At 54.9% G+C, this 20,925-nt stretch carries 22 protein-coding genes and 2 tRNA genes; 12 read left to right on the top strand and 12 right to left on the bottom strand.

Annotated elements, in window-relative coordinates; translation table 11 throughout:
- The first annotated feature begins 28 nt into the window (after positions 1–28).
- Complete coding sequence (arsK, locus tag FHW17_RS24385) at positions 29–1,243, top strand: arsenite efflux MFS transporter ArsK (RefSeq protein ID WP_182510999.1); 1,215 nt, start codon at positions 29–31, stop codon at positions 1,241–1,243.
- Here arsK and FHW17_RS24380 read toward each other — a convergent pair.
- The 6 genes from FHW17_RS24380 to FHW17_RS24355 form a co-directional block, all read right to left on the bottom strand.
- Complete coding sequence (locus FHW17_RS24380) at positions 1,232–2,086, bottom strand: aminoglycoside phosphotransferase family protein (protein ID WP_182510998.1); 855 nt, start codon at positions 2,084–2,086, stop codon at positions 1,232–1,234. The genes arsK and FHW17_RS24380 overlap by 12 nt on opposite strands.
- Positions 2,079–3,014 (bottom strand): N-acetyl-gamma-glutamyl-phosphate reductase, encoded by a 936-nt coding sequence (gene argC / locus FHW17_RS24375; RefSeq protein WP_182510997.1) that lies wholly within the window; start codon positions 3,012–3,014, stop codon positions 2,079–2,081. Before argC ends, FHW17_RS24380 begins: the two co-directional genes overlap by 8 nt.
- 86 nt (positions 3,015–3,100) lie before the next feature.
- A complete protein-coding gene (gene speB, locus FHW17_RS24370; protein ID WP_112529503.1) occupies positions 3,101–4,051 on the bottom strand; it encodes an agmatinase in 951 nt (316 codons plus the stop codon).
- Positions 4,052–4,309: 258 nt separating this feature from the next.
- Positions 4,310–4,786 carry a 30S ribosomal protein S9 gene (gene rpsI, locus FHW17_RS24365; RefSeq protein WP_112529505.1) on the bottom strand — a complete coding sequence of 159 codons (477 nt, stop codon included), beginning with the start codon at positions 4,784–4,786 and terminating at the stop codon, positions 4,310–4,312.
- Positions 4,787–4,788: 2 nt separating this feature from the next.
- Complete coding sequence (rplM, locus tag FHW17_RS24360) at positions 4,789–5,253, bottom strand: 50S ribosomal protein L13 (RefSeq protein ID WP_091883815.1); 465 nt, start codon at positions 5,251–5,253, stop codon at positions 4,789–4,791.
- Positions 5,254–5,544: 291 nt separating this feature from the next.
- Positions 5,545–5,958 carry a PaaI family thioesterase gene (locus FHW17_RS24355; RefSeq protein ID WP_182510996.1) on the bottom strand — a complete coding sequence of 138 codons (414 nt, stop codon included), beginning with the start codon at positions 5,956–5,958 and terminating at the stop codon, positions 5,545–5,547.
- Positions 5,959–6,048: 90 nt separating this feature from the next.
- Here FHW17_RS24355 and FHW17_RS24350 point away from each other — a divergent pair, with 90 nt between their 5' ends.
- The 6 genes from FHW17_RS24350 to FHW17_RS24325 all read left to right on the top strand — a co-directional run bounded on the left by FHW17_RS24350 (position 6,049) and on the right by FHW17_RS24325 (position 9,896).
- Positions 6,049–6,585 (top strand): hypothetical protein, encoded by a 537-nt coding sequence (locus FHW17_RS24350; RefSeq protein ID WP_113097757.1) that lies wholly within the window; start codon positions 6,049–6,051, stop codon positions 6,583–6,585.
- Positions 6,586–6,618: 33 nt separating this feature from the next.
- Positions 6,619–7,434, top strand: coding sequence for an enoyl-CoA hydratase (locus FHW17_RS24345; RefSeq protein ID WP_182510995.1), 816 nt, complete (start codon positions 6,619–6,621; stop codon positions 7,432–7,434).
- Positions 7,434–7,667, top strand: a complete 234-nt coding sequence (locus FHW17_RS24340; RefSeq protein WP_112529513.1) for a methionyl-tRNA formyltransferase — start codon at positions 7,434–7,436, stop codon at positions 7,665–7,667. Before FHW17_RS24345 ends, FHW17_RS24340 begins: the two co-directional genes overlap by 1 nt.
- The gene (locus tag FHW17_RS24335) at positions 7,668–8,198 is read left to right on the top strand and encodes a CoA-binding protein (protein ID WP_112529515.1); all 531 of its coding nucleotides are present in this window, start codon (positions 7,668–7,670) and stop codon (positions 8,196–8,198) included.
- 62 nt (positions 8,199–8,260) lie between these two features.
- Positions 8,261–9,547, top strand: coding sequence for an O-acetylhomoserine aminocarboxypropyltransferase (locus FHW17_RS24330; RefSeq protein ID WP_112529517.1), 1,287 nt, complete (start codon positions 8,261–8,263; stop codon positions 9,545–9,547).
- Positions 9,548–9,551: 4 nt separating this feature from the next.
- A complete protein-coding gene (locus tag FHW17_RS24325) occupies positions 9,552–9,896 on the top strand; it encodes a cupin domain-containing protein (protein ID WP_182510994.1) in 345 nt (114 codons plus the stop codon).
- Positions 9,897–10,119: 223 nt separating this feature from the next.
- On the opposite strand, the gene FHW17_RS24320 is transcribed toward FHW17_RS24325, so the two are convergent.
- Together FHW17_RS24320 and FHW17_RS24315 are read right to left on the bottom strand one after the other, a co-directional pair.
- The gene (locus tag FHW17_RS24320; RefSeq protein ID WP_246707022.1) at positions 10,120–11,367 is read right to left on the bottom strand and encodes a cytochrome P450; all 1,248 of its coding nucleotides are present in this window, start codon (positions 11,365–11,367) and stop codon (positions 10,120–10,122) included.
- 19 nt (positions 11,368–11,386) lie between these two features.
- Positions 11,387–11,722: a barstar family protein gene (locus tag FHW17_RS24315; protein WP_112529521.1), complete on the bottom strand. Its 336-nt coding sequence runs from the start codon at positions 11,720–11,722 to the stop codon at positions 11,387–11,389.
- A gap of 40 nt (positions 11,723–11,762) precedes the next feature.
- On the opposite strand from FHW17_RS24315, the gene FHW17_RS24310 reads away from it, so the two are divergent.
- On the top strand, positions 11,763–12,866 hold the full coding sequence (locus tag FHW17_RS24310; protein WP_112529523.1) for an FAD-binding oxidoreductase: 1,104 nt from the start codon (positions 11,763–11,765) through the stop codon (positions 12,864–12,866).
- Here the strand turns inward: FHW17_RS24310 and FHW17_RS24305 are convergent.
- Positions 12,863–13,465 (bottom strand): hypothetical protein, encoded by a 603-nt coding sequence (locus FHW17_RS24305; protein ID WP_210276019.1) that lies wholly within the window; start codon positions 13,463–13,465, stop codon positions 12,863–12,865. The two genes, FHW17_RS24310 and FHW17_RS24305, sit on opposite strands and share 4 nt — an antisense overlap.
- 193 nt (positions 13,466–13,658) lie before the next feature.
- On the opposite strand from FHW17_RS24305, the gene FHW17_RS24300 reads away from it, so the two are divergent.
- The 3 genes from FHW17_RS24300 (at position 13,659) to lon (ending at position 18,688) form a co-directional block, all read left to right on the top strand.
- Positions 13,659–14,288 (top strand): ATP-dependent Clp protease proteolytic subunit, encoded by a 630-nt coding sequence (locus tag FHW17_RS24300; RefSeq protein ID WP_091883799.1) that lies wholly within the window; start codon positions 13,659–13,661, stop codon positions 14,286–14,288.
- A gap of 230 nt (positions 14,289–14,518) precedes the next feature.
- Positions 14,519–15,793, top strand: coding sequence for an ATP-dependent Clp protease ATP-binding subunit ClpX (gene clpX, locus FHW17_RS24295; RefSeq protein ID WP_091883798.1), 1,275 nt, complete (start codon positions 14,519–14,521; stop codon positions 15,791–15,793).
- A gap of 468 nt (positions 15,794–16,261) precedes the next feature.
- The gene (gene lon, locus FHW17_RS24290; protein WP_091883796.1) at positions 16,262–18,688 is read left to right on the top strand and encodes an endopeptidase La; all 2,427 of its coding nucleotides are present in this window, start codon (positions 16,262–16,264) and stop codon (positions 18,686–18,688) included.
- Positions 18,689–18,753: 65 nt separating this feature from the next.
- Here lon and FHW17_RS24285 read toward each other — a convergent pair whose 3' ends face one another.
- Positions 18,754–19,371 (bottom strand): HupE/UreJ family protein, encoded by a 618-nt coding sequence (locus FHW17_RS24285; RefSeq protein WP_182510993.1) that lies wholly within the window; start codon positions 19,369–19,371, stop codon positions 18,754–18,756.
- Positions 19,372–19,690: 319 nt separating this feature from the next.
- Positions 19,691–19,766: transfer RNA gene (locus FHW17_RS24280), tRNA-Val, on the bottom strand.
- A gap of 189 nt (positions 19,767–19,955) precedes the next feature.
- Between FHW17_RS24280 and FHW17_RS24275 the strand changes: the two genes are divergently transcribed.
- A tRNA-Asp gene (locus FHW17_RS24275) sits at positions 19,956–20,032 on the top strand.
- 85 nt (positions 20,033–20,117) lie between these two features.
- Here the strand turns inward: FHW17_RS24275 and FHW17_RS24270 are convergent.
- The gene (locus tag FHW17_RS24270; protein ID WP_112529529.1) at positions 20,118–20,330 is read right to left on the bottom strand and encodes a hypothetical protein; all 213 of its coding nucleotides are present in this window, start codon (positions 20,328–20,330) and stop codon (positions 20,118–20,120) included.
- Positions 20,331–20,925: the final 595 nt, after the last annotated feature.

The raw sequence follows: 20,925 nt of genomic DNA, 5'->3' as shown, positions 1-20,925 counted from the left end.
CTTTCCCGCCGCTTCGAAAGCCAGAATCATGATCCTAAGTGCGAGACGCTCCACGGCCGCTGTGACAGGTCTGGCAGTCACGCAGATCGTCAGCTACGGCACACTCTATTACAGCTTCAGCATCCTCGAACCCGCCATGGCGCAGGAATTCGGCCAATCGCGTGAATGGCTCTATGCGGCATTTTCCGGAACGCTTCTGATTGGCGGTATCGTCTCCCCATGGTCAGGCCGCTGGGCTGACAGGTTCGGGGCAGGGCGGGTGATGACATTCGGTTCGCTCGCCGCCACCTTGTCACTGGTTCTTTGTGTTCTGTCGCAGAACTGGCTCTGGTTTGCTCCGGCGCTTGTGACAACCGGTATGGCAACGCCGTTCATTCTTTATAACACTGCCTTCGCGGTTCTTGTGCAGATCGATCCGCAGATGGCTTCACGCCGCATTACCTATCTGACGCTGATCGCGGGGTTTTCCTCAACCTTGTTCTGGCCGCTGGCCACCCGTTTGCTGACGGTTTTTACCTGGCGCGAGATTTATCTGTTCTATGCGGGCCTACAGTTTTTCATCTGCTTTCCTATCCATTTCTGGTTGTCACAGATGACACGGCGTTCGCCAAAACTGCATGGGGAAGTCTCTCAGGAACCAGCTGATGCCGTCAGTGGGCTATTGCCGCTTGAAAGCAGACGTTCGGCGCTGTTGCTCATCATGGCCGGGTTTTCGCTCGCAAGCTTTTCGCTTTCAGCCATGCTTGTGCATCTCGTACCCGTGCTTGCTGCTGTTGGCGTTGGCACGTCGGCCGTGCTTGTCGGTGCCATTTTTGGCCCGTCGCAATTTGCTGCGCGTCTCGTGAATATGGTTTTCGGCAACAAGCTTTCTGCCATGTCGATTGCAGTCTTGTCGACCGCGTTAATTCCCCTGTCATTCATGATGCTCATTGCCCCCGAACCAATGCCGCTTGTTGTCGGCGCGGTGCTGTTCGCCATGCTGTTTGGTATGGGATCAGGCCTCAACAGCATTGTGCAGGGCACATTGCCGCTCGCCCTGTTTGGTCATCAGGGCTATGGCGAGATTCTCGGAAAGATCACCTCGGCGCGGCTGATCGTTTCATCATCCGCACCATTCATTTTCGCATTCATCATGGAAAAACTGGGACCCACGCTGGCTTTGTCAGTTGCAGCAATGGTCGGCATTCTTGGGGTTCTTACTTTTGTGACAGTGGCAGGACTGGTCAGGCGCTCAATCCAGTGATGCCCGCACGCGCTGTACCGCCTTTGCCACGGTAAGGCTTCGTTCTGCTTCGTCAAAATTTTCATCCTCCGTATGCCACGACGCCGACAGACAGGCGTGGCTCATCGCATAATTGAGGATGGTGCGGATATCCCGGTTGAATGCGCGGGAGAAGGTAAGCGCCATCGTGGCAATGCGCTGCTCACTGGCGCGCAAATCCTGCCGCTCCAACGGATTGTAGAACATATTGGCCGCGTCATACATCGGGTCGCCCAGAAGCCCCTTGGGATCGATGACCAGCCAGCCGCGATCCCCCAGCAGAATATTCTCATGATGGATATCGCCATGCAGTGGCTGAACATCCAGTGGGTTATCAAGCAGATGGTCAACCACCTTCGCCGCTTCGACAAAAAGACTGTCTGTGGCATTCTGCTGATCAATTGCCGCTTTCAGGAACAGGCTGGCAAACTGTTCGCGCAGCGGGCGCAGGTCCGGTGCAAAGGGTCTGTTGTTGCCGCTATTGTTCAAAAGCTTCAACATCACATCAACCGCGATAGCCGTGGCGGCATCATCGCCATGTTCATCGAGATGGTCGAGCAGGGTGCGGCTGCCGGCATATTCGAGTAGCAGCAGATTGTCCTTCTCTGCCAGCACACGGATGGCTCCCTTGCCATCGTGCCAGTCGAGATAATGCACGCCGCGCAGTTCTTCCTGCACGCCGGTTGCATTGAGCGCCTTGACGATAGCGGGCGTACCATTGTCCAGCCGCACCTTGATGATGCGGCTGGTATGGGTTTCAACGATCAATTCAGGCGAGGAGACCTGCCATTCCGTAGGAAAAATCTCCGGAATGCGATCAGCCATTGTTCAGCATGAGGTCCAGATTTTGCACCGCCGCACCCGAGGCGCCCTTGCCGAGATTGTCGAGCACAGCGACGAGATTGACCTCTCCCTGACCCGGCGTGCCCAGCACGAACAGCTTCATAATGTCTGTATCGCGCAGTTCCTCCGCGTCGATCCTTGCCAATGCTGCACTTTCCGCCAGCGGCACGACCTGAACAATGTTCTGGCCGTCATAATGTGCTTGCAAGGCTGCGTGGATGGTTTCAAGCGAGGCATTGCCGTTGAGATCACCGGTGAATAACGGGACCTGAACGATCATACCCTGCGCAAAGCGGCCAACACTGGGGCTGAAAATCGGACGCCGGTCCAGATGACCATGGGTCTGCAACTCGGGTACATGCTTGTGCTTGAGCGGCAGACCGTAAAGGAAGTTATTGGCGCTGATATGATCAGGATTAGCAGGGTCTTCCATCTGTGCGATCATCTGCTTGCCGCCGCCGGTATAGCCGGACACCGCATTAACAGTGATTGGGTAATCGCCGGGGAGAATACCCGCATCGCGCAAGGGACGAACCAGTGAAATCGCACCAGTCGGATAGCAGCCGGGATTGGCCACCAGCCGCGCATCGGAAATCTTCTGCCGCTGGGCGCGATCAAGTTCAGCAAAGCCATAGGCCCAATCCGGGTGAATCCGGTGCGCCGTTGATGTATCGATAATGCGCGTGGAGTTATGCCCTTCAAGAATAGACACAGCTTCCTTCGATGCATCATCAGGCAGGCAGAGAATGGCCACATCAGCGCCCTTCAGGAAATCGGCGCGCAGATCCTTGTTGCGCCGCTCAGCTTCCGGAATGGACAGCACTTCAAGATCATGACGGCCCGCAAGCCGCGTCCGGATTTGTAGTCCCGTGGTGCCGTGTTCGCCGTCGATAAAGATTTTCGGTTTCATGTGAGATGCCCTTAGAGCTTGGTATTCAGTGAGTTAGCGAGAAAACCGGATTCAACATATAAGAACCCTGAATCAAATTATCAGCTTCATCGCTTGGCTTTTTTCTCCGCAAGAATACCAAGATAGTACATCGCTATTGTGGCACCCGCGATTGCCGTTACATCCGCATGGTCATAAGCAGGTGCGACTTCAACCACGTCCGCTCCGACAATGTTGAGTTCTGTCAGATGCCGTAGCACGGAAAGGATTTTAGCCGAGGACGGACCACCAGCAACCGGCGTGCCGGTTCCGGGCGCAAATGCCGGATCAAGGCAATCAATGTCAAAGGTGAGGTAGACAGGCTTGCCCGCGGTGCGTTTGATGATCGCCTTGGCAATTTCGGCGGCAGACATTTCTTCCACTTCATAGCCATAAACGATCTGCAAGCCGCAATCATCTGGCGCATGGGTGCGGATACCCACCTGAATCGAATGGGCAGGATCGATAACGCCGTCGCGCGCCGCCCGCCCGACAAATGAGCCGTGATCGATGCGCTTGCCGTCGTCATACCATGTGTCCTGATGTGCATCGAACTGCACCAGTGCAACCGGACCATGCTTGGCCGCGTGCGCTTTCAGAATAGGCCATGTTACAAAGTGATCGCCGCCCATGGAGAGCAGGAATGCACCTGATTTGATGATTTTGGCTGCTTCCCGCTCAATCGTTGCAGGGGTTTTCTGGTGATTGCCATAGTCAAGCAGGCAATCGCCATAATCAATTACGGCGAGGTCTTCAAACAGATCGCGCTGGAACGGATATTGCGGATCATTGTCAAAAATTGCCGATGCCCGCCGGATCGCCTGCGGGCCAAACCGCGCACCCGGTCGGTTGGAAACAGCCGCATCGAAGGGAATGCCCCATACAACCACTTCCGCACCGTTGAGATTCTTGGTGTAGCGCCGGCGCATGAATGACAGCGCCCCCGCATGCGTGGGATCGCTCGCTGCGCTGGTCAATGTCCGTGCGGTGAAGGCGTGATCAATGGTCTTCGATGGCATTGGATTTCTAACTCCGGGGAATTCTGCGTTTTCCGTAGTGCGTGGTTCGACAAGCTCACCATGAGGGAGACGGGTAATGAAAGGGAACCATATTCTGCAACCTTTGTGATCTGCAACGTTGAGGATTATCGTTGCATCCTCACTCTCCCTCATGGTGAGCTTGTCGAACCACGGCGAAGCTACCGTAACCGCATTTATTGGCAACAAAAAAGCGGACCCGAGGGCCCGCTTTTTGTTCTGTCCAATTGAAACGCTGTATTAGCGCTTCGAGAACTGGAAGGAACGACGGGCCTTCGCCTTGCCGTACTTCTTACGTTCAACAACGCGGCTGTCGCGTGTAAGGAAACCACCCTTCTTCAGAACGCCGCGCAGGGCAGGTTCGAAGTAGGTGAGAGCCTTGGAAATGCCATGACGAACGGCACCGGCCTGACCGGACAGACCACCACCAGCAACGGTAGCGATGATGTCGTACTGGCCAGCGCGGTTGCTAGCAACGATTGGCTGCTGCAGGATCATCTGGAGAACCGGACGGGCAAAATACTTGCCGTATTCCTTTTCGTTGACGATGATCTTGCCGGAACCTGGCTTGATCCAGACGCGGGCAACCGCATCTTTACGCTTGCCGGTTGCATAGGCACGGCCTTTGGCATCAAGCTTCTGGACATGAACCGGTGCAGCTGCCTGCGTCGATGCGGCGGCAGTACCGAGATCTGCGAGCGAGTTGAGCTCAGCCATTCTTATGCGCTCCTTTTGTTCTTGGAATTCAGCGCGCCAACGTCGAGGACTTCTGGTGCCTGAGCTTCATGTGGGTGATTGGAACCTGCGTAAACGCGGAGGTTCTTCATCTGGCGACGGCCGAGCGGGCCACGGGGAACCATGCGCTCGATAGCCTTTTCAACGACGCGTTCCGGAAAACGGCCTTCGAGCAGCTGACGGGCAGTGCGTTCCTTGATGCCACCTGGGTGGCCGGTGTGCCAGTAGTAAACCTTGTCGGTAAACTTCTTACCGGTGAGTGCAACCTTTTCAGCATTGATAATGATGACATTGTCGCCATCGTCAACGTGGGGAGTGAAGGTTGCTTTGTGCTTGCCGCGCAGGATGTTGGCAACGATGGAAGCGAGACGTCCGACGACGAGGCCTTCGGCGTCAATCAGTATCCACTTTTTCGTCACATCTGCTGGCTTCTGAGTGAAGGTAGCCATTGTGTTCGTCCTTGAGATCATCCTTCATAAAAGAAGGCTTTTCTTGTTGCTTGCGTTGTGTGGATGGTCGCCATTCACACAACAGTTAAATGCCGCAGGAAGAACCTACGGCAGTCGAGGGGTTCAATACCGGCCTATGCTGATCGCGTCAAGCGGATGTTTTTCTGTTTTTTGACAAATACAATAATAAAAACAATGATTTAGAAAAAAGGTATTATATTACCACATAATCTTCGGCTCAATTTTCTGCGTTTTTGCTGCTTACAGGCGTGTTTTACGATAACGGGCTCATCAACGCGGTGGAATCGAATAGGTCGCGGTTGCATGGGCCACGAGTTCATTATCTCCACCATTGGTCAACGAAATATCCACCACGGCGAGCCGTTTGCCCAGCTTGAGCAGCTTTGCCGTGGCATCGATGGGGCCGAGTTCAGGCTTGCGCAGAAAGTTGATGTTGAGATTGGTCGTCACCGCCAGCGCTACAGGGCCGATCTGCGCCAGGATAGCGATATAGGCGGCAATATCGGCAAGGGCAAACAGCGTCGGGCCTGATACGGTCCCTCCCGGACGCAAATGTTTGTCCGCCGGGTCAAGTCGCATGGTGGCATACCCCGGGCCGGCGCCAGTCACCGTATAAGCCACGCCATCTGCGTTCACCTGCGGGAATTCACGCTCGAGAAAAGCTGTTAACGCTTTTACATTCATTGCAGTCCCCACAGGTACGCTCCATCTGTTCTCACAGCACATTCACTGATATTCCTAGCCATCCGTGTCTTCTTTGCAAGGAAGCCAGTCATGAAATTGCTTCGAACCACGCTGTTTGTCATCGCCGTTCTTGCGGCAAACTCTATAACACCGTCCTTCGCCCAGATTGCGCCGCAGATTGAACCGTTCAGCCTGCCCGTGCGGCCGGTGACACTCACGCAGGACATTATAAAGCGCTTCCTTTACAGCTTTGCCGCCGTGGGCGCGCAGATGAAGCAGGAAGCGGCAGGCAATGCCACTTCGCCGGAAGCGGCGGCGCGGTTGGACAGGAAAGCGGCGGAATACGGCTTCAAGGATTTCAATGACTGGGGCGAAACCACGCGAACGATCATGGTGACCTATCACTGGCTCACCAATCCTGATCCGCGCGAGGAGGTGGAAAAGGCGATTGCTACCATCCCATCAACGCCCAATCTCACGGACAAGCAGAAGGCCGATATGATCGATGGCCTGAAAGCAGGGCTGGAAGCGGTGGAGAAGGCACGGCCATCACCGGAGAATCTGGCTATTGTCAAAAAGCATTTAAGTTCGATCAAACCGCTTTATAAGCAATGGACAAGCCTCTGATTGGGGCGTCTGCGCATGGAAATGAGGAGCAATATGGGAGAAGTTCACGTTATCCGGAAGGATGAACCAATCATCGGGTATGAACTCATCTCGGGCGTGCTGCGCCTGACATTGCAGAATCCGCCAGCCAATGCGCTTTCGATTGCCATGATGCAATTGCTTCTGGATCATCTGCTCAGCGCGCGCGATGACAAGGCGGTCCGCGTCATCATTATCGATTCGGCGCAAAAGCTGTTTTCCGCCGGGCATGACCTGAAGGAATTGACCGCGCATCGGCAGGATGCCGACCGTGGGCGCGCATTCTTCGAACAGACCATGAAGCTTTGTGCCGAACTGATGCAGGCGATTGTCCACCATCCAAGGCCGGTGATTGCTGCCGTTGACGGCCTTGCAACAGCTGCCGGTTGCCAGCTTGTGGCCTCCTGCGATCTTGCCATCAGCTCCGACAAATCCACTTTCTGCACGCCCGGCGTCCATATCGGGCTGTTCTGCTCCACGCCCATGGTTGCAGTGTCGCGCAATGTATCGCGCAAACAGGCAATGGAAATGCTGCTGACCGGCGAGACGATCGATGCTTCGACCGCGCGGGAATTTGGCCTGATCAACCGGGTGGTGCCGCAGGAGTACCTGAATCCGATTGTCAGGAAATACGCCCAAACCATTGCAGAGAAATCGACTTTGACCGTTAAGATCGGCAAGGAAGCCTTTTACCGGCAGGCGGAAATGGGCCTGTCTGATGCCTATGATTATGCGGCTGAGGTGATGGTGGAAAACATGCTGGCTCGCGATGCGGAAGAAGGCATCAACGCCTTCATCGAAAAGCGCAAGGCTGAATGGAAGGGCGAATAATGGCGAGAATTACAGATTTTGAAAAAGGGCAGATGGATCGGTTTCAACTCCACGATTCGATTGAAGCAAAATATTATATTCACGAGTACGATGACAAACGGGTGCTTCAGATCTCCACTTTCGGACGTTCGTCGCGACAAGACAAAGGAAAGTTGAGTCAGACGTTTCAACTCGATGAGGAGTCTGGAAGGCAGCTATACGCGATATTGAAGCAAGCCTTTGGTATTGAGTAGATGTCGACGAATCACGATTATTATCCCGACGAATATATCAGCGGCATTCTCTCTTCGGTCAAAACCATCGCCATGGTCGGCGCTTCCACCAATGAGGTGCGGCCGAGCTTTTTTGTGATGAAATATCTGATTGCCAAGGGTTATCGGGTGATTCCAGTTAATCCGGGGCAGGCGGGCAAGGAGATTCTCGGGCAAATGGTCTATGCGCGTCTTGCCGATATCCCTGATCCCATCGACATGATTGATGTATTTCGCGCCTCCGATGCAGTGCCTGCCATTGTTGATGAAGCTCTGGCGCTGCGCCCGCTGCCGAAAGTCATCTGGACACAACTGACCGTTCGCCACGATGAAGCGGCGCACAAAGCCGAGGCTGCGGGCATTCAGGTGGTCATGAATCGCTGCCCGAAGATTGAATATGCGCGGCTGTGCGGCGAGATCGGCTGGAGCGGCGTCAATTCGCGGGTTCTATCGGCGAAAAAACCGCAGATGCGGCAGGGGTTCCAGAGTTTTGGTTTAAGACAGCCAAAATGATTTGGCGTTAAAGCCGCAATCCCATAGCCTCTGGCAAATCATTGATGACAGGGAGATGAACCATGGCGCATCGCGCACCCGGAATTGAAACTCTTGCCGTCCACGCGGGCGCCCAGCCCGATCCGGCAACGGGAGCGCGTGCTACGCCGATCTACCAGACGACAGCCTTTGTTTTCGATGATGCCGACCATGCGGCATCGCTGTTTGGTCTCAAAGCGTTCGGCAATATCTACACGCGCATTACCAACCCGACCAATGCGGTGCTTGAGGAACGGGTGGCGGCGCTTGAAGGCGGCACCGCTGCGCTTGCAGTCGCATCGGGCCATGCGGCGCAGCTGCTGGTTTTCCACACATTGATGCAGCCCGGCGATAATTTCATCGCCTCCAAAAAGCTCTATGGCGGTTCGATCAATCAGTTCGGCCAGTCGTTCAAATCTTTTGATTGGCTTGTGCGTTGGGCGGAGCCGGATGATCTCGCCTCGTTCGAAGCGCAGATTGATGACCGGACGCGCGCCATCTTCATCGAAAGCTTTGCCAATCCGGGTGGTATCGTCACCGATATTGAGGCGATTGCCGAAATCGCCCATAAACATGGTCTGCCGCTGATCGTCGACAACACGCTGGCATCGCCCTATCTCATCCGGCCTATCGAGCACGGTGCCGATATCATCGTGCATTCCATGACCAAGTTTCTGGGTGGCCATGGCAATTCCATGGGCGGCGTGATCGTTGATTGCGGCACCTTCGACTGGTCAAAATCCGGCAATTATCCGCTGCTATCCGAGCCGCGCAGTGAATATAATGGCATTGTGCTGCACGAAACATTTGGCAATTTCGCCTTTGCCATTGCCTGCCGTGTGCTTGGTTTGCGCGATCTTGGACCAGCTTTATCGCCGTTCAACGCTTTTCAGATTCTGACGGGAATTGAGACCTTGCCACTGCGCATGCAGCGCCATGCGGATAATGCGCTGAAAGTAGCCGAATGGCTTTCTACCCACGGGAAAGTGGCTTGGGTCAGCTATGCGGGACTTCCAAACGATCCATACCACGCGTTGCAGCAAAAATATGCGCCGCGCGGTGCCGGTGCTGTTTTCACCTTTGGCCTGAAGGGCGGCTATGAGGCGGGTGTCAAACTGGTTGAGCACCTGCAGCTCTTTTCGCATCTGGCCAATATTGGCGATACGAAATCCCTGATTATCCATCCGGCATCGACCACGCACCGGCAGTTGAGCGACGCGCAAAAGGTGGCTGCAGGAGCGGGACCCGATGTGGTGCGGCTGTCGATTGGTATCGAGACCGTCGAGGATCTTATCTCTGATCTCGATCAGGCACTGACAAAGGCAGGATGAACCCATGACACATTTTGTCCGTATCGATTTCGGTAACATTGACCCTGAACACGGCGCACCGGCGCCGGACCGGGTTATCTCCGGCGATCCGCAATTCCGCACATGGAACTGCGATGAGGCGGAAGGTGGTCTTTATGCCGGGATCTGGGAGGCAACGCCGGGCAAATGGCGTATTGCCTATGACGAATGGGAATTCTGCCACATCCTGTCCGGTCGCTCGATTGTCACGGAAGAGGGTGGTGAAGAGCGCCATCTGGAGGCCGGGGATAGTTTTGTACTGAAACCGGGCTTTCGCGGCACCTGGGAAGTGACTGAAACCACCCGCAAGGAATATGTAATCCGGCCGTGAAGCGCTCCTACCTCCCTCATGGTGAGCCTGTCAAACCACGCACCAAGCTTTGAACCGGGCAGTCTGGCACCAATGGTTCATCGTGGTTCGACAAGCTCACCATGAGGGAAAGGGGTTGACGGCGGGGGCGGGTCGATGATCGTTTCTCACCACTCACCACTCACCACTCACCACTCACCACTCACCACTCACCACTCACCACTCACCACTCACCACTCACCACTCACCACTCCACAACCAACCTTTCCAATCCATGGAAATGATAGCTATCGCGGAAGCGTGGGGGTTCCTTCAAACGCAACCCGGGCAGGCGGTCGAACAGCACTTTCAGCGAAACCTGTAATTCCAGCCGTGCCAGCGGTGCGCCGATGCAGAAGTGGATACCGGCGCCGAAGGACAGGTTTTTCTGGTCGGATCGTCCCGGCATGAACGATCCCGCATTGGCAAAGGCATCAGGATCGCGATTGCCCGCACCCAGCATCAGGCCGATCTGATCACCGGGTTTCACAACGATACCGTCGCCAAGATCGATCTCCTCATAGGCGTAGCGCGTGAACATATGCAGCGGCGCGTCAAATCGCAGGCATTCCTCAACGGTTTGCACCGTTGCATCGGTGTCCCGCAACAGTTCCGCGGCATTACGGCCACTTTCCAGAATGGTTTTCACCGCATTGCCGGTTTGATGAACCGTCGCTTCGTGACCGGCGTTGAGCAGTAGGATTGCCGTGGTGATCAGCTCATCTTCTGACAGTTTTGCTCCATCTGCTTCGGCCGCCAGCAGCAGGCTAAGGAGATCGTCGGCCGGTTCGGCGCGCCGCTGTCCAGCATAGTCGCGGAGAAAACCCGAGAATTCTGCAGCGGCAGCATTGGCGCTGTCTTCGGACTGCCGGTTGCGGCCATGCATATACATGGCAACCATCCGGTGCGACCAATCCAACAATCGCGGTGCGGCCTCGGTGGGTACGCCAAGCATCTCGGCAATGACCGTAACAGGGATGGGCGTGGCAAAATCCGCGATAAGGTCGGCTTCACCCCTGGCCTCGAACCGGTCGATCAGCTCATGCGCCAAAACCTCGATGCGCGGGCGCAGGCGTTCTACCTGCCGGGAAACGAATGCGCGATTGACCAGCGTACGCAACCGCGAATGCGTGGGAGGCTCAAGCTCCAGCATCGAGAATTTTTCGACATGATCGAAATCTTTCAGATGTGAGCGGTCGCCACTATTGCCCTGCGAATCCGCAATGCCATGGCGGTTCTCCCGGCCAAAACGTCGGTCGCGCAGCAATTTATTGACGCCGTCATAGCCGATGAAGCACCAGAAACCGTATTCCTCCCAGAAGAACGTCGATGTCTGCGCATGCAGTGCCGCGTAAGTCTCATAGGGGTCTTGGACGAAGGGCTGATCGTGCGGATCGAGTTTCAGATGGCGATTGGCAGGATTGAAGTGGAAGGGGGCGGGCATGGGATTCATGATTGATGTACCGTCAGGGTCAGGCAAAAGACAGGCAGAGGACAGGCTTGAGGCCGCTTTGCATACGGCGCCAATTGACGAAAGCAGAGCACTCGAGAAGGTCGTCATATGTACGGCGGCAACGATCCCGCATTTGAGCGATTGCATCAAGCTGCAACACCACGATGCCCCCCCTTTCGACCGTAACGGTGGTCATGCCGTCATCGGGTTCATCCAGCGATGTCATGCAATCGACCCACGCATCCATGTTGCGACCATAGAATGCAGGAAAACCAAACGTCGCGGCAAAAACGCTGTGAAAGCTGTCTTCATCGAAAATGTTTGAGCAATCGATGCGAATGGTTTCATATTGCATGCGAATCTTCCTCCTCCATAAGTCATAGCAGGACACAATCATGAAAATCACCATCGTCGGGGCAGGAATTGCCGGACTGTCCAGCGCATGGTCGCTGACCAAGGCGGGCCATTCTGTGACGTTGATCGAGCAGGGACCTATTCCCAATCCGCTGGCGGCTTCCGGCGATCACCATCGTATTATCCGCCGTGCCTATGGTGCCGCTGGTGGTTATGCCGATGCAATCTCGGAAGCCTATGAGGCGTGGGACGAGCTGTGGCAGGATATCGGAACGACGCATCTCGATCCGCGCGGCTTCATCTGCATTTCGCGACAAGCTGATGATGAAGCGGAGGAATATCGCGAGGGGTTGGAGCGCGGCGGTTATCCGCTGGAGATATATGAGCCAGCGGAAGCGGTGAAACGCTATGGCTATCTGGAAGAAGGAACATTCCGGTATGCATTCTTCTCGCCGGAGGGGGGAGCGTTGCATTGCAGGAAGATCGCCACTGATATCGCCCGCTGGCTGCGCGCGCATGGTGCGGTGGTTCTGGAAAATACAAAAGTCACCGCAGTTGACAGTGCCGCCGGATCGGTCGCGCTTGCGGACGGAACGATGATTACCGCCGACAGGGTTGTTGTTACGGCGGGCGCATGGGTCACAAAACTTTTCCCCGGCGTGACATCTTCGCTCACTACCTACCGCACTGCCGTCGTTTATCTTGAACCACCGGCGGATTTAAAAGCCGCATGGGATAGTTCTCCGGTTGTACTCGATGTGGGTGGACGCACGGATGGCTACATCATTCCCGCAAGTGGTGGCGGCGGCCTGAAATTCGGCTCTGGTCTGCACAAGCGCAAATCGCCTGATGCTGACCTGCGCCGGGTTCCGGAAGCGGGTGAGGGTGAGGCGATCCGCGATCTCTTCGCACCGCCTATGAAGCGGATCGGCGAATACACAGTCACCAATGTTGTCACCTGCGCCTACACGTTCACCTCGGATAGCCGATTTTTCGCGATGGACGAGGGGAAATGTCTGGTTGTCTCTGCCTGTTCCGGACACGGATACAAGTTCGGCGCGGCGGTCGGGCGGCGTGTGGCGCAGGCGCTGGGAACCGGCGATGTACCCCTGCTCAAGCGCTGGTTGCTGGCGGAAGCCGCTTAAACGGCCCCCTGTAGTACTCCGTCATGATCAGGAGTCTTGGGAGATATCAAGTCACAGTGAATCTGGAGACTTTCGGTGTGATTGTGATGGATGTGGAAGCCATGTTCCCTTAGTTTGGCCTTCACGGCCTCGATATCAGGCTGATGACGCCGGACCTTGGCTTTCTGCCACGATTCCGGTGTGAACACGCCGAGCGGGAGAAACCGCAACCTCTTCTGGCCAACCGCAATTGAGACATCGATATGCGTTCCATTAACATCATGTCCGTTGGCACCGAATATCTCGGCGATTTCTGAGCGTCGCTGGTTATACAGGATCTGAAACAGCTTTATTCCCATTTGCCGCGAAACGCGCCTGACAAGGCCAAGTCTCGAATGCGCCTGTTCGTAACCTCTGGTGAGGATCAACGTGACGCCCTCTGGCAATTCTTCGCGCACCGCAAGCAAGCGGTTGAACGCCTCGCGATCAATATGGACGTATGTAGAGGGCCAGCGCGGGCTTATTCTTAACCCTTGAGCGTAACCGGGTTGCAAGCAAAGCAGCCCCGTTTCGTTTGCATCATGGACATCGGAACTTATCTCGTGGGCCTTGACTCTCATTATTACATTCCGATTTCGGGTATGATTGCGAGATTTTGCGCGAAACCCCGGAGCTTCCAGCAATAGCCGATTTGGGTGATAAAGTGCAGAACATCTTGCGGAACAGGGCGGCAACACCCTATGTATCGAAAGTGTAATCCACGAATCTTGGGGCGTTCAAACCCCTTGTTCTCCAAAACGCTGAGGCCCACCGATGAGAGATCCAATCGAAACAGCAATGAACCTCGTACCCATGGTCGTCGAGCAGACCAACCGGGGCGAGCGGGCCTATGATATTTTCTCGCGCCTGCTGAAAGAACGCATCATTTTCATTACCGGCCCGATCGAGGACGGCATGGCGACGCTGATCTGCGCCCAGCTCCTGTTCCTTGAATCGGAAAATCCGAAGAAAGAAATCAATCTCTACATCAATTCACCCGGCGGCGTCGTCACATCTGGCATGGCGATCTATGACACCATGCAGTTCATCCGTCCTGCCGTATCGACCCTTTGCTTCGGTCAGGCTGCGTCGATGGGCTCGCTCCTGCTGACCGCCGGTGAAAAGGATATGCGCTTCGTTCTGCCGAACGCCCGCATCATGCTTCACCAGCCATCAGGCGGTTTCCAGGGTCAGGCTTCGGATATCGAGCGCCACGCCCAGGACATCATCAAAATGAAGCGCCGCCTCAACGAGATTTACGTCAAGCACACGGGCCGCGACTACGAGACAATCGAGAAGACTCTCGATCGTGATCACTTCATGACGGCACAGGAATCACTTGAGTTCGGATTGATCGACAAGGTGCTTGAATCCCGTGCGATCATCGAAGGCGACGCAAAGTAACCGGCTAAATGGCCGCACCGGGCCAAGAATGAACTTTTTTTGACCCGGATGCGGACTTTTTGCCACACAACCGGCTTGCATGCAGGCCAACAGACGTTACGTTAAGTCATTGGTGAGTAGAGGAAGCCTATTCTTCGAATTACTATTCGAATCATTCCCCGCAGGGCATAGTCCAAAGGGGGTGAACGGTTCCCGGCAAAACAGGGCGCCGATACTGAAAGGAAACTGCAATGAGCAAAGTCAGCAACGGCGGCGGTGATTCAAAGAATACGCTTTATTGCTCGTTTTGCGGGAAGAGCCAGCACGAAGTTCGCAAACTGATTGCGGGCCCGACTGTCTTCATCTGTGATGAATGCGTCGAGTTGTGCATGGACATCATCCGCGAGGAAAACAAATCCTCGATGGTGAAATCCCGTGAAGGCGTTCCGACGCCGCAGGAAATCATGGCTGTACTCGATGATTATGTCATCGGTCAGAACCATGCCAAGCGTGTTCTCTCTGTCGCGGTACACAACCACTATAAGCGGTTGGCCCACGCATCGAAAAACAATGAAGTCGAACTGGCGAAGTCCAACATCCTTCTCGTTGGTCCAACCGGTTGCGGCAAAACCTATCTGGCGCAATCGCTCGCCCGCATCATCGACGTGCCGTTTACCATGGCAGACGCGACGACGCTGACGGAAGCCGGTTACGTCGGTGAGGATGTCGAGAACATCATTCTCAAGCTGCTCCAGTCTGCCGACTATAATGTCGAGCGGGCACAGCGCGGCATCGTCTATATCGACGAAGTCGACAAGATCAGCCGCAAGTCCGACAACCCGTCGATTACCCGCGACGTGTCGGGCGAGGGCGTGCAGCAGGCACTTTTGAAGATCATGGAAGGTACGGTCGCTTCCGTTCCGCCGCAGGGTGGACGCAAGCATCCCCAGCAGGAATTCCTGCAGGTGGACACAACCAACATCCTGTTCATCTGCGGTGGTGCTTTTGCCGGTCTCGACAAGATCATCTCGGCGCGTGGCGAGAAAACGTCCATCGGCTTCAGTGCTGCGGTCAAAAGCCCGGACGAACGCCGTGTTGGCGCAATCTTTCGCGAGCTTGAGCCTGAAGATCTGCTGAAATTCGGCCTTATCCCCGAATTTGTTGGTCGTCTGCCTGTTATCGCGACGCTCGAGGATCTTGATGAAGCTGCTCTGGTGCAGATTTTGTCGGAGCCGAAGAACGCTCTGGTCAAGCAGTATCAGCGCCTGTTCGATATGGAAAATGTCGAGCTGACGTTCCATGAAGATGCGTTGAAAGCAATCGCTCTGCGGGCCATTGCCCGCAAGACCGGTGCGCGTGGCCTTCGTTCGATCATGGAGAAAATCCTGCTCGATACGATGTATGAACTGCCAACGCTTGACGGCGTGCAGGAGGTTGTGATCTCCGGCGATGTGGTCGAAGGCAATTCACGCCCGCTCTACATCTATGCGGAGCGCAAGGAAGAGAAGGGCAACGTTTCGGCGTAGAGCGTCGAAGCGATGTCAAAAAAGCAAGGGCTCCGCATCAGCGGGGCCTTTTGCATTTGTTGCTCGTCTTAATTGCGCCACGAAACAATATTTACGATTGATTAACTATAAGAGGCGCACAATTTTTGTGAGAGCAGCGTAGGCGTAAAAGCCCGAAGCGGGCAGTATCGCCCCGGTCGACCGATGATTTCCACGAAAATCATCCTCTTCAGAGGTGTGCTGCATCGCAAAAGATTGCGCTTGGACGTTGGTAGGAGCAGGATAGATTACGATTCTGTGACTGTGCTTGAAACCGGGGCGCTTGAAACGAGAGCCCCGCCACTCCAAGTAAAGGTTAAGCTGCACAACCGGTAGTACGCCGCTCTTCGCATGATCCCAAAAATGGTTCCCGATTTTTGGAAAGATCATGCAACCAAAGGGTACCCGGATGTGGCGATCTAGGCCGATTGGCCTGAGAAAGGACATGAAATGACGGTTGCAAGCAAGAAGACACCAGCGGGTGGGGAAAGCGGGCTTTATGCCGTTTTGCCATTGCGCGATATCGTTGTCTTCCCACACATGATCGTTCCACTCTTCGTTGGTCGCGAAAAATCCATTCGCGCACTTGAGGAAGTGATGGGCGTCGACAAGCAAATCCTGCTTGCCACACAGAAGAACGCTGCGGATGATGATCCGCAGTCGGATGCAATCTACAGCATAGGCACCATTGCCAATGTCCTGCAGTTGCTGAAACTGCCGGATGGTACGGTCAAGGTTCTGGTTGAGGGTATTGCCCGCGCTGAAATCACCAGTTTCAGTGATCGTGAGGATTACCACGAAGCCAATGCCACGACGCTGGCAGAACCATCAGAAGATCCCGTTGAAATCGAAGCGTTGGCCCGCTCTGTCGTGTCTGACTTTGAAAACTACGTGAAGCTGAACAAGAAGATTTCGCCAGAAGTCGTTGGCGCAGCCGGACAGATCGAGGATTATTCGAAGCTGGCCGATACGGTCGCCTCGCATCTTGCGATCAAGATTCCTGAAAAGCAGGACATGCTGTCCATTCTTTCCGTGCGTGCGCGGTTGGAAAAGGCAATGTCGTTCATGGAGTCGGAAATTTCCGTTCTTCAGGTGGAAAAGCGTATCCGCTCGCGCGTCAAGCGCCAGATGGAAAAGACCCAGCGCGAATACTACCTCAATGAACAGATGAAGGCGATCCAGAAGGAACTTGGCGACGGCGAAGATGGCCGCGACGAGGCAGCCGAACTGGAAGAGCGCATCAAGAAGACAAAATTCTCCAAGGAAGCGCGCGAGAAGGCCAATCAGGAGTTGAAGAAGCTTCGCCAGATGAGCCCGATGTCCGCCGAAGCGACGGTTGTTCGCAACTATCTCGACTGGCTCTTGACCATTCCGTGGAACAAGAAGTCGAAGGTCAAGAACGATCTGAACCTTGCCGACGAGGTTCTGGACGCCGAGCATTATGGCCTCGACAAGGTGAAAGACCGGATCGTGGAATATCTCGCCGTGCAGGCGCGGTCGACCAAGATCAAAGGCCCGATCCTGTGTCTCGTTGGTCCTCCCGGTGTCGGCAAGACGTCGCTGGCCCGTTCGATCGCCAAGGCAACCGGCCGCGAATATATCCGCATGTCGCTTGGCGGCGTGCGTGACGAGGCTGAAATTCGCGGTCACCGCCGCACTTATATCGGTTCGATGCCCGGCAAGGTCATCCAGTCGATGAAGAAGGCAAAGAAGTCCAACCCGCTCTTCCTGCTCGACGAGATCGACAAGATGGGCCAGGACTTCCGCGGCGATCCATCATCGGCTCTGCTTGAGGTGCTCGATCCGGAACAGAACTCAACCTTCATGGATCACTATCTTGAGGTCGAATATGACCTTTCGAATGTGATGTTCGTGACGACGGCCAATACGCTGAATATCCCCGGTCCTTTGATGGATCGTATGGAGATCATCCGTATTGCCGGTTACACGGAAGACGAAAAGGTCGAGATTGCCAAGCGGCACCTGTTGCCGAAGGCTATCCGCGATCATGCGTTGCAGCCGAAGGAGTTCTCGGTTTCAGAAGGTGCCATTCGTGCCATCGTGCGCGATTACACCCGCGAAGCCGGTGTGCGTAGCCTTGAACGTGAACTGATGAAGCTTGCCCGCAAGGCAGTGACGGAAATTCTGAAGTCGAAGACCAAGAAGTCGGTGAAGGTCACTGAGGCCAACATCAACGATTATCTCGGCGTACAGAAATTCCGCTTCGGCCAGATCGACGGTGAAGATCAGGTTGGTGTTGTTACAGGTCTTGCCTGGACTGAAGTGGGCGGTGAATTGCTGACCATTGAAGGCGTCATGATGCCCGGCAAGGGCCGCATGACTGTCACAGGCAATCTGCGCGACGTGATGAAGGAATCGATTTCTGCGGCGGCATCCTATGTCCGCTCAAGAGCCATCGATTTCGGTGTCGAGCCTCCACTCTTTGACCGCAGGGATATCCACGTGCATGTGCCTGAGGGTGCAACGCCAAAGGATGGTCCATCGGCTGGTGTTGCCATGGTAACAGCGATCGTTTCGATCCTGACCGGTATTCCTGTGCGTAAGGATATCGCCATGACCGGCGAAATCACACTGCGCGGACGGGTATTGCCGATTGGCGGTCTGAAAGAAAAGCTGCTTGCCGCACTGCGTGGTGGCATCAAGACGGTTCTGATCCCGGAAGAGAACGCCAAGGATCTGGCGGAAATTCCGGATAATGTGAAGAACGGCCTTGAGATCATCCCGGTCAGCCACGCCAACGAAGTGCTCAAGCATGCGCTGGTGCGTGCGCCTGTACCAATCGAATGGACCGAGCCGGTTCATGTACCGGCAGCCGCATCCACCGAAGATGATGCTTCGGCGCAGATTGCGCACTAATATCGAAACAAACAAAAAGCCGGGCAAGACATTGCCCGGCTTTTTTGATTCTATCAGTGGACGTTTCAGAGCGTGCCTGTGAGGATGCCGATACCGGCAAGGGCTGCAAGCCCGCCAATAAGCCTGACAACGTTGGGGCCCACGCGCTGGCCGATTTTGCCGATAGCAAAGCCAATGCCAATACCGGCGATGTGGAGCAGGGCGGTCGCAGCCATGAACCCACCCGCATAGGCAAGGCCACCGGCGCTCTCAGGCATTTCCGCGCCATGGGCGTAGCCATGGAAAACCGCAAACAGCCCCACCAGGCCAGATGCTATGGCAACCGGCGCCTGAACCTCAAATGCGACGGCTGCACCGAGCACGATGATCGAGAGAGCTATTCCAAGCTCCACGAAGGGCATAGTGATCCCGGCAACGCCGAGCGCGCCGCCGACAGCCATCATGCCGACAAAAGCGGCTGGAACGAGCCAGAGGGCGCGACCGCCCAGCTGAAAGGCAAAGATGCCGACGAGAATCATCGCAAGGACGTGATCAAGGCCGGATATGGGGTGGGCAAAGCCGTGGGTAAAGCCGCTGGTCTCACCCACGCCCACATGGGCATAGGCGAGGGGCACATGGGCAAGGGCAGGATAGAGTGTAGCAAGCGAAAAGACGGCGATTCGTGACGTGCGGGTCGTTACCATGTGTTGTTCCCATTATTTGGTTTGTCTCTTGGAAGGAGAAACACATTGTTGCCGCAGAAAATGATGCGTGCAATGAGGAAAACACAGGGCCTGTTTGATTGCAGCAGAGAAAGTCAGACAGCGTATCTGTCCCTAAGCTTCAGCCGTCATTGTGCAAGACCATGATTTTTGCCTGCAAACCGATTCTCTTATTGGGATAGATGCAGAAACCGCATCACGAAACTCAAAACCAGTATCATTCATGCAATCCAGCACATAGGCGGAGTTGCTGATAGATCAGGAGGTTTATTGAGGGGATATTCTATATTCCACAGTGGAATGGTGGGCGATGAGAGACTCGAACTCCCGACATCTTCGGTGTAAACGAAGCGCTCTACCAACTGAGCTAATCGCCCCTCACAGAGGGTGTGTGGGGAGCGTTTAGGCGTTTCGCGCGCTATTGGCAAGGGGGTATACGACACTTTTATGATTTGTTTGAAGAGTTTTTCACAATCGCATTTTTCGTGTTGCGAAGCGCTTGACACTCCCCTGCGAACCCCTTAAACGACGCCTCACACCAGATGAACTTCTGGTTTGCAAAGTGCGCGGGTGTAGCTCAGTTGGTTAGAGTGCCGGCCTGTCACGCCGGAGGTCGCGGGTTCGAGCCCCGTCACTCGCGCCACTTTTCTCTCAAGTAAGTCAAATAGATAGTTGCTTGATTGAAAAGTGGCGGACCCCGCAGTTTCAACTCGCTTTCTTCACCAGTTTCAACTTTTTATCTCATTCTGTTGGGAAGCGATATTCTTGCGACCGATCTTTCTTGATTCATCCGCTGCGTGGACCGAAGCCAAATTGACCAGCATATACGTTTTTTGCAACGTTTTGTTCTGATCAATGCTGTTACCCATCTTGGTAGCGATAGATTCGACAGTCCCGCCGTCCGATACGGCTTCAATCGCGCCAGTACGCCGCATGTCCATAATCGGCGCTTTTCTTCTTTACCGAGGACTCTGTACGCCGGACGTCTGCAAAGTCATCAATAAGACTGCTTTTCTTGTATGGAACGGGATTATGTCGGCGACCCCCCTTCAGTCCCGGGCTGCGCCACGCGGTCTAAAAATTGGAGCATCATCGTGGAGTTCGAAATCCAATCCAGCCATATATGTTTAAGCCAATTGCCGAGTTCGGCAGGACATAATCGCGAATGCTGCTTCTCCGGTCTTTTGTCGTCGGATTGAGAAGCTCCAATCCAGCCCCCGACGGAAACTGCATGCGACGGTGTTAGCGATCGGCAATATGCAAGCGCTGAACCAGCAGCCTCAATAGTTGTGAACAACAGTGCTCTCGCAATAGATGAAGCTATTAACTCTGCCGCGGCTCTAAATCGTTCATTGAGTGTCTCTGGCTTACGTTCCGCGATTCCGCCAAGGCCCCTTACAACTCTCTTGCTATAACAGAGACGATGGCTGTCATAAGAAAACAAGCCCGTGATGACATCGGATGCTAAAAAAACAGAACAAAAACAACAAGTAGGCATTCCCTTTAAAAAGGAGTAGTCCGGCAATCCGGCAGGTC

It is taken from the genome of Phyllobacterium sp. P30BS-XVII (assembly GCF_014138335.1).
GTDB classification, from domain to species: Bacteria; Pseudomonadota; Alphaproteobacteria; order Rhizobiales; family Rhizobiaceae; genus Phyllobacterium; species Phyllobacterium meliloti.
Note: the sequence above shows the minus strand (reverse complement) of the source record. Positions and strands in the feature narration are given on the sequence as shown.

Coding starts and splice junctions, on each gene's coding strand:
- arsK (WP_182510999.1), top strand. CDS start 29: ATGATCCTAAGTGCGAGACGCTCCACGGCCGCTGTGACAGGTCTGGCA.
- FHW17_RS24380 (WP_182510998.1), bottom strand. CDS start 2,086: ATGGCTGATCGCATTCCGGAGATTTTTCCTACGGAATGGCAGGTCTCC.
- argC (WP_182510997.1), bottom strand. CDS start 3,014: ATGAAACCGAAAATCTTTATCGACGGCGAACACGGCACCACGGGACTA.
- speB (WP_112529503.1), bottom strand. CDS start 4,051: ATGCCATCGAAGACCATTGATCACGCCTTCACCGCACGGACATTGACC.
- rpsI (WP_112529505.1), bottom strand. CDS start 4,786: ATGGCTGAGCTCAACTCGCTCGCAGATCTCGGTACTGCCGCCGCATCG.
- rplM (WP_091883815.1), bottom strand. CDS start 5,253: ATGGCTACCTTCACTCAGAAGCCAGCAGATGTGACGAAAAAGTGGATA.
- FHW17_RS24355 (WP_182510996.1), bottom strand. CDS start 5,958: ATGAATGTAAAAGCGTTAACAGCTTTTCTCGAGCGTGAATTCCCGCAG.
- FHW17_RS24350 (WP_113097757.1), top strand. CDS start 6,049: ATGAAATTGCTTCGAACCACGCTGTTTGTCATCGCCGTTCTTGCGGCA.
- FHW17_RS24345 (WP_182510995.1), top strand. CDS start 6,619: ATGGGAGAAGTTCACGTTATCCGGAAGGATGAACCAATCATCGGGTAT.
- FHW17_RS24340 (WP_112529513.1), top strand. CDS start 7,434: ATGGCGAGAATTACAGATTTTGAAAAAGGGCAGATGGATCGGTTTCAA.
- FHW17_RS24335 (WP_112529515.1), top strand. CDS start 7,668: ATGTCGACGAATCACGATTATTATCCCGACGAATATATCAGCGGCATT.
- FHW17_RS24330 (WP_112529517.1), top strand. CDS start 8,261: ATGGCGCATCGCGCACCCGGAATTGAAACTCTTGCCGTCCACGCGGGC.
- FHW17_RS24325 (WP_182510994.1), top strand. CDS start 9,552: ATGACACATTTTGTCCGTATCGATTTCGGTAACATTGACCCTGAACAC.
- FHW17_RS24320 (WP_246707022.1), bottom strand. CDS start 11,367: ATGAATCCCATGCCCGCCCCCTTCCACTTCAATCCTGCCAATCGCCAT.
- FHW17_RS24315 (WP_112529521.1), bottom strand. CDS start 11,722: ATGCAATATGAAACCATTCGCATCGATTGCTCAAACATTTTCGATGAA.
- FHW17_RS24310 (WP_112529523.1), top strand. CDS start 11,763: ATGAAAATCACCATCGTCGGGGCAGGAATTGCCGGACTGTCCAGCGCA.
- FHW17_RS24305 (WP_210276019.1), bottom strand. CDS start 13,465: ATGAGAGTCAAGGCCCACGAGATAAGTTCCGATGTCCATGATGCAAAC.
- FHW17_RS24300 (WP_091883799.1), top strand. CDS start 13,659: ATGAGAGATCCAATCGAAACAGCAATGAACCTCGTACCCATGGTCGTC.
- clpX (WP_091883798.1), top strand. CDS start 14,519: ATGAGCAAAGTCAGCAACGGCGGCGGTGATTCAAAGAATACGCTTTAT.
- lon (WP_091883796.1), top strand. CDS start 16,262: ATGACGGTTGCAAGCAAGAAGACACCAGCGGGTGGGGAAAGCGGGCTT.
- FHW17_RS24285 (WP_182510993.1), bottom strand. CDS start 19,371: ATGGTAACGACCCGCACGTCACGAATCGCCGTCTTTTCGCTTGCTACA.
- FHW17_RS24270 (WP_112529529.1), bottom strand. CDS start 20,330: ATGGACATGCGGCGTACTGGCGCGATTGAAGCCGTATCGGACGGCGGG.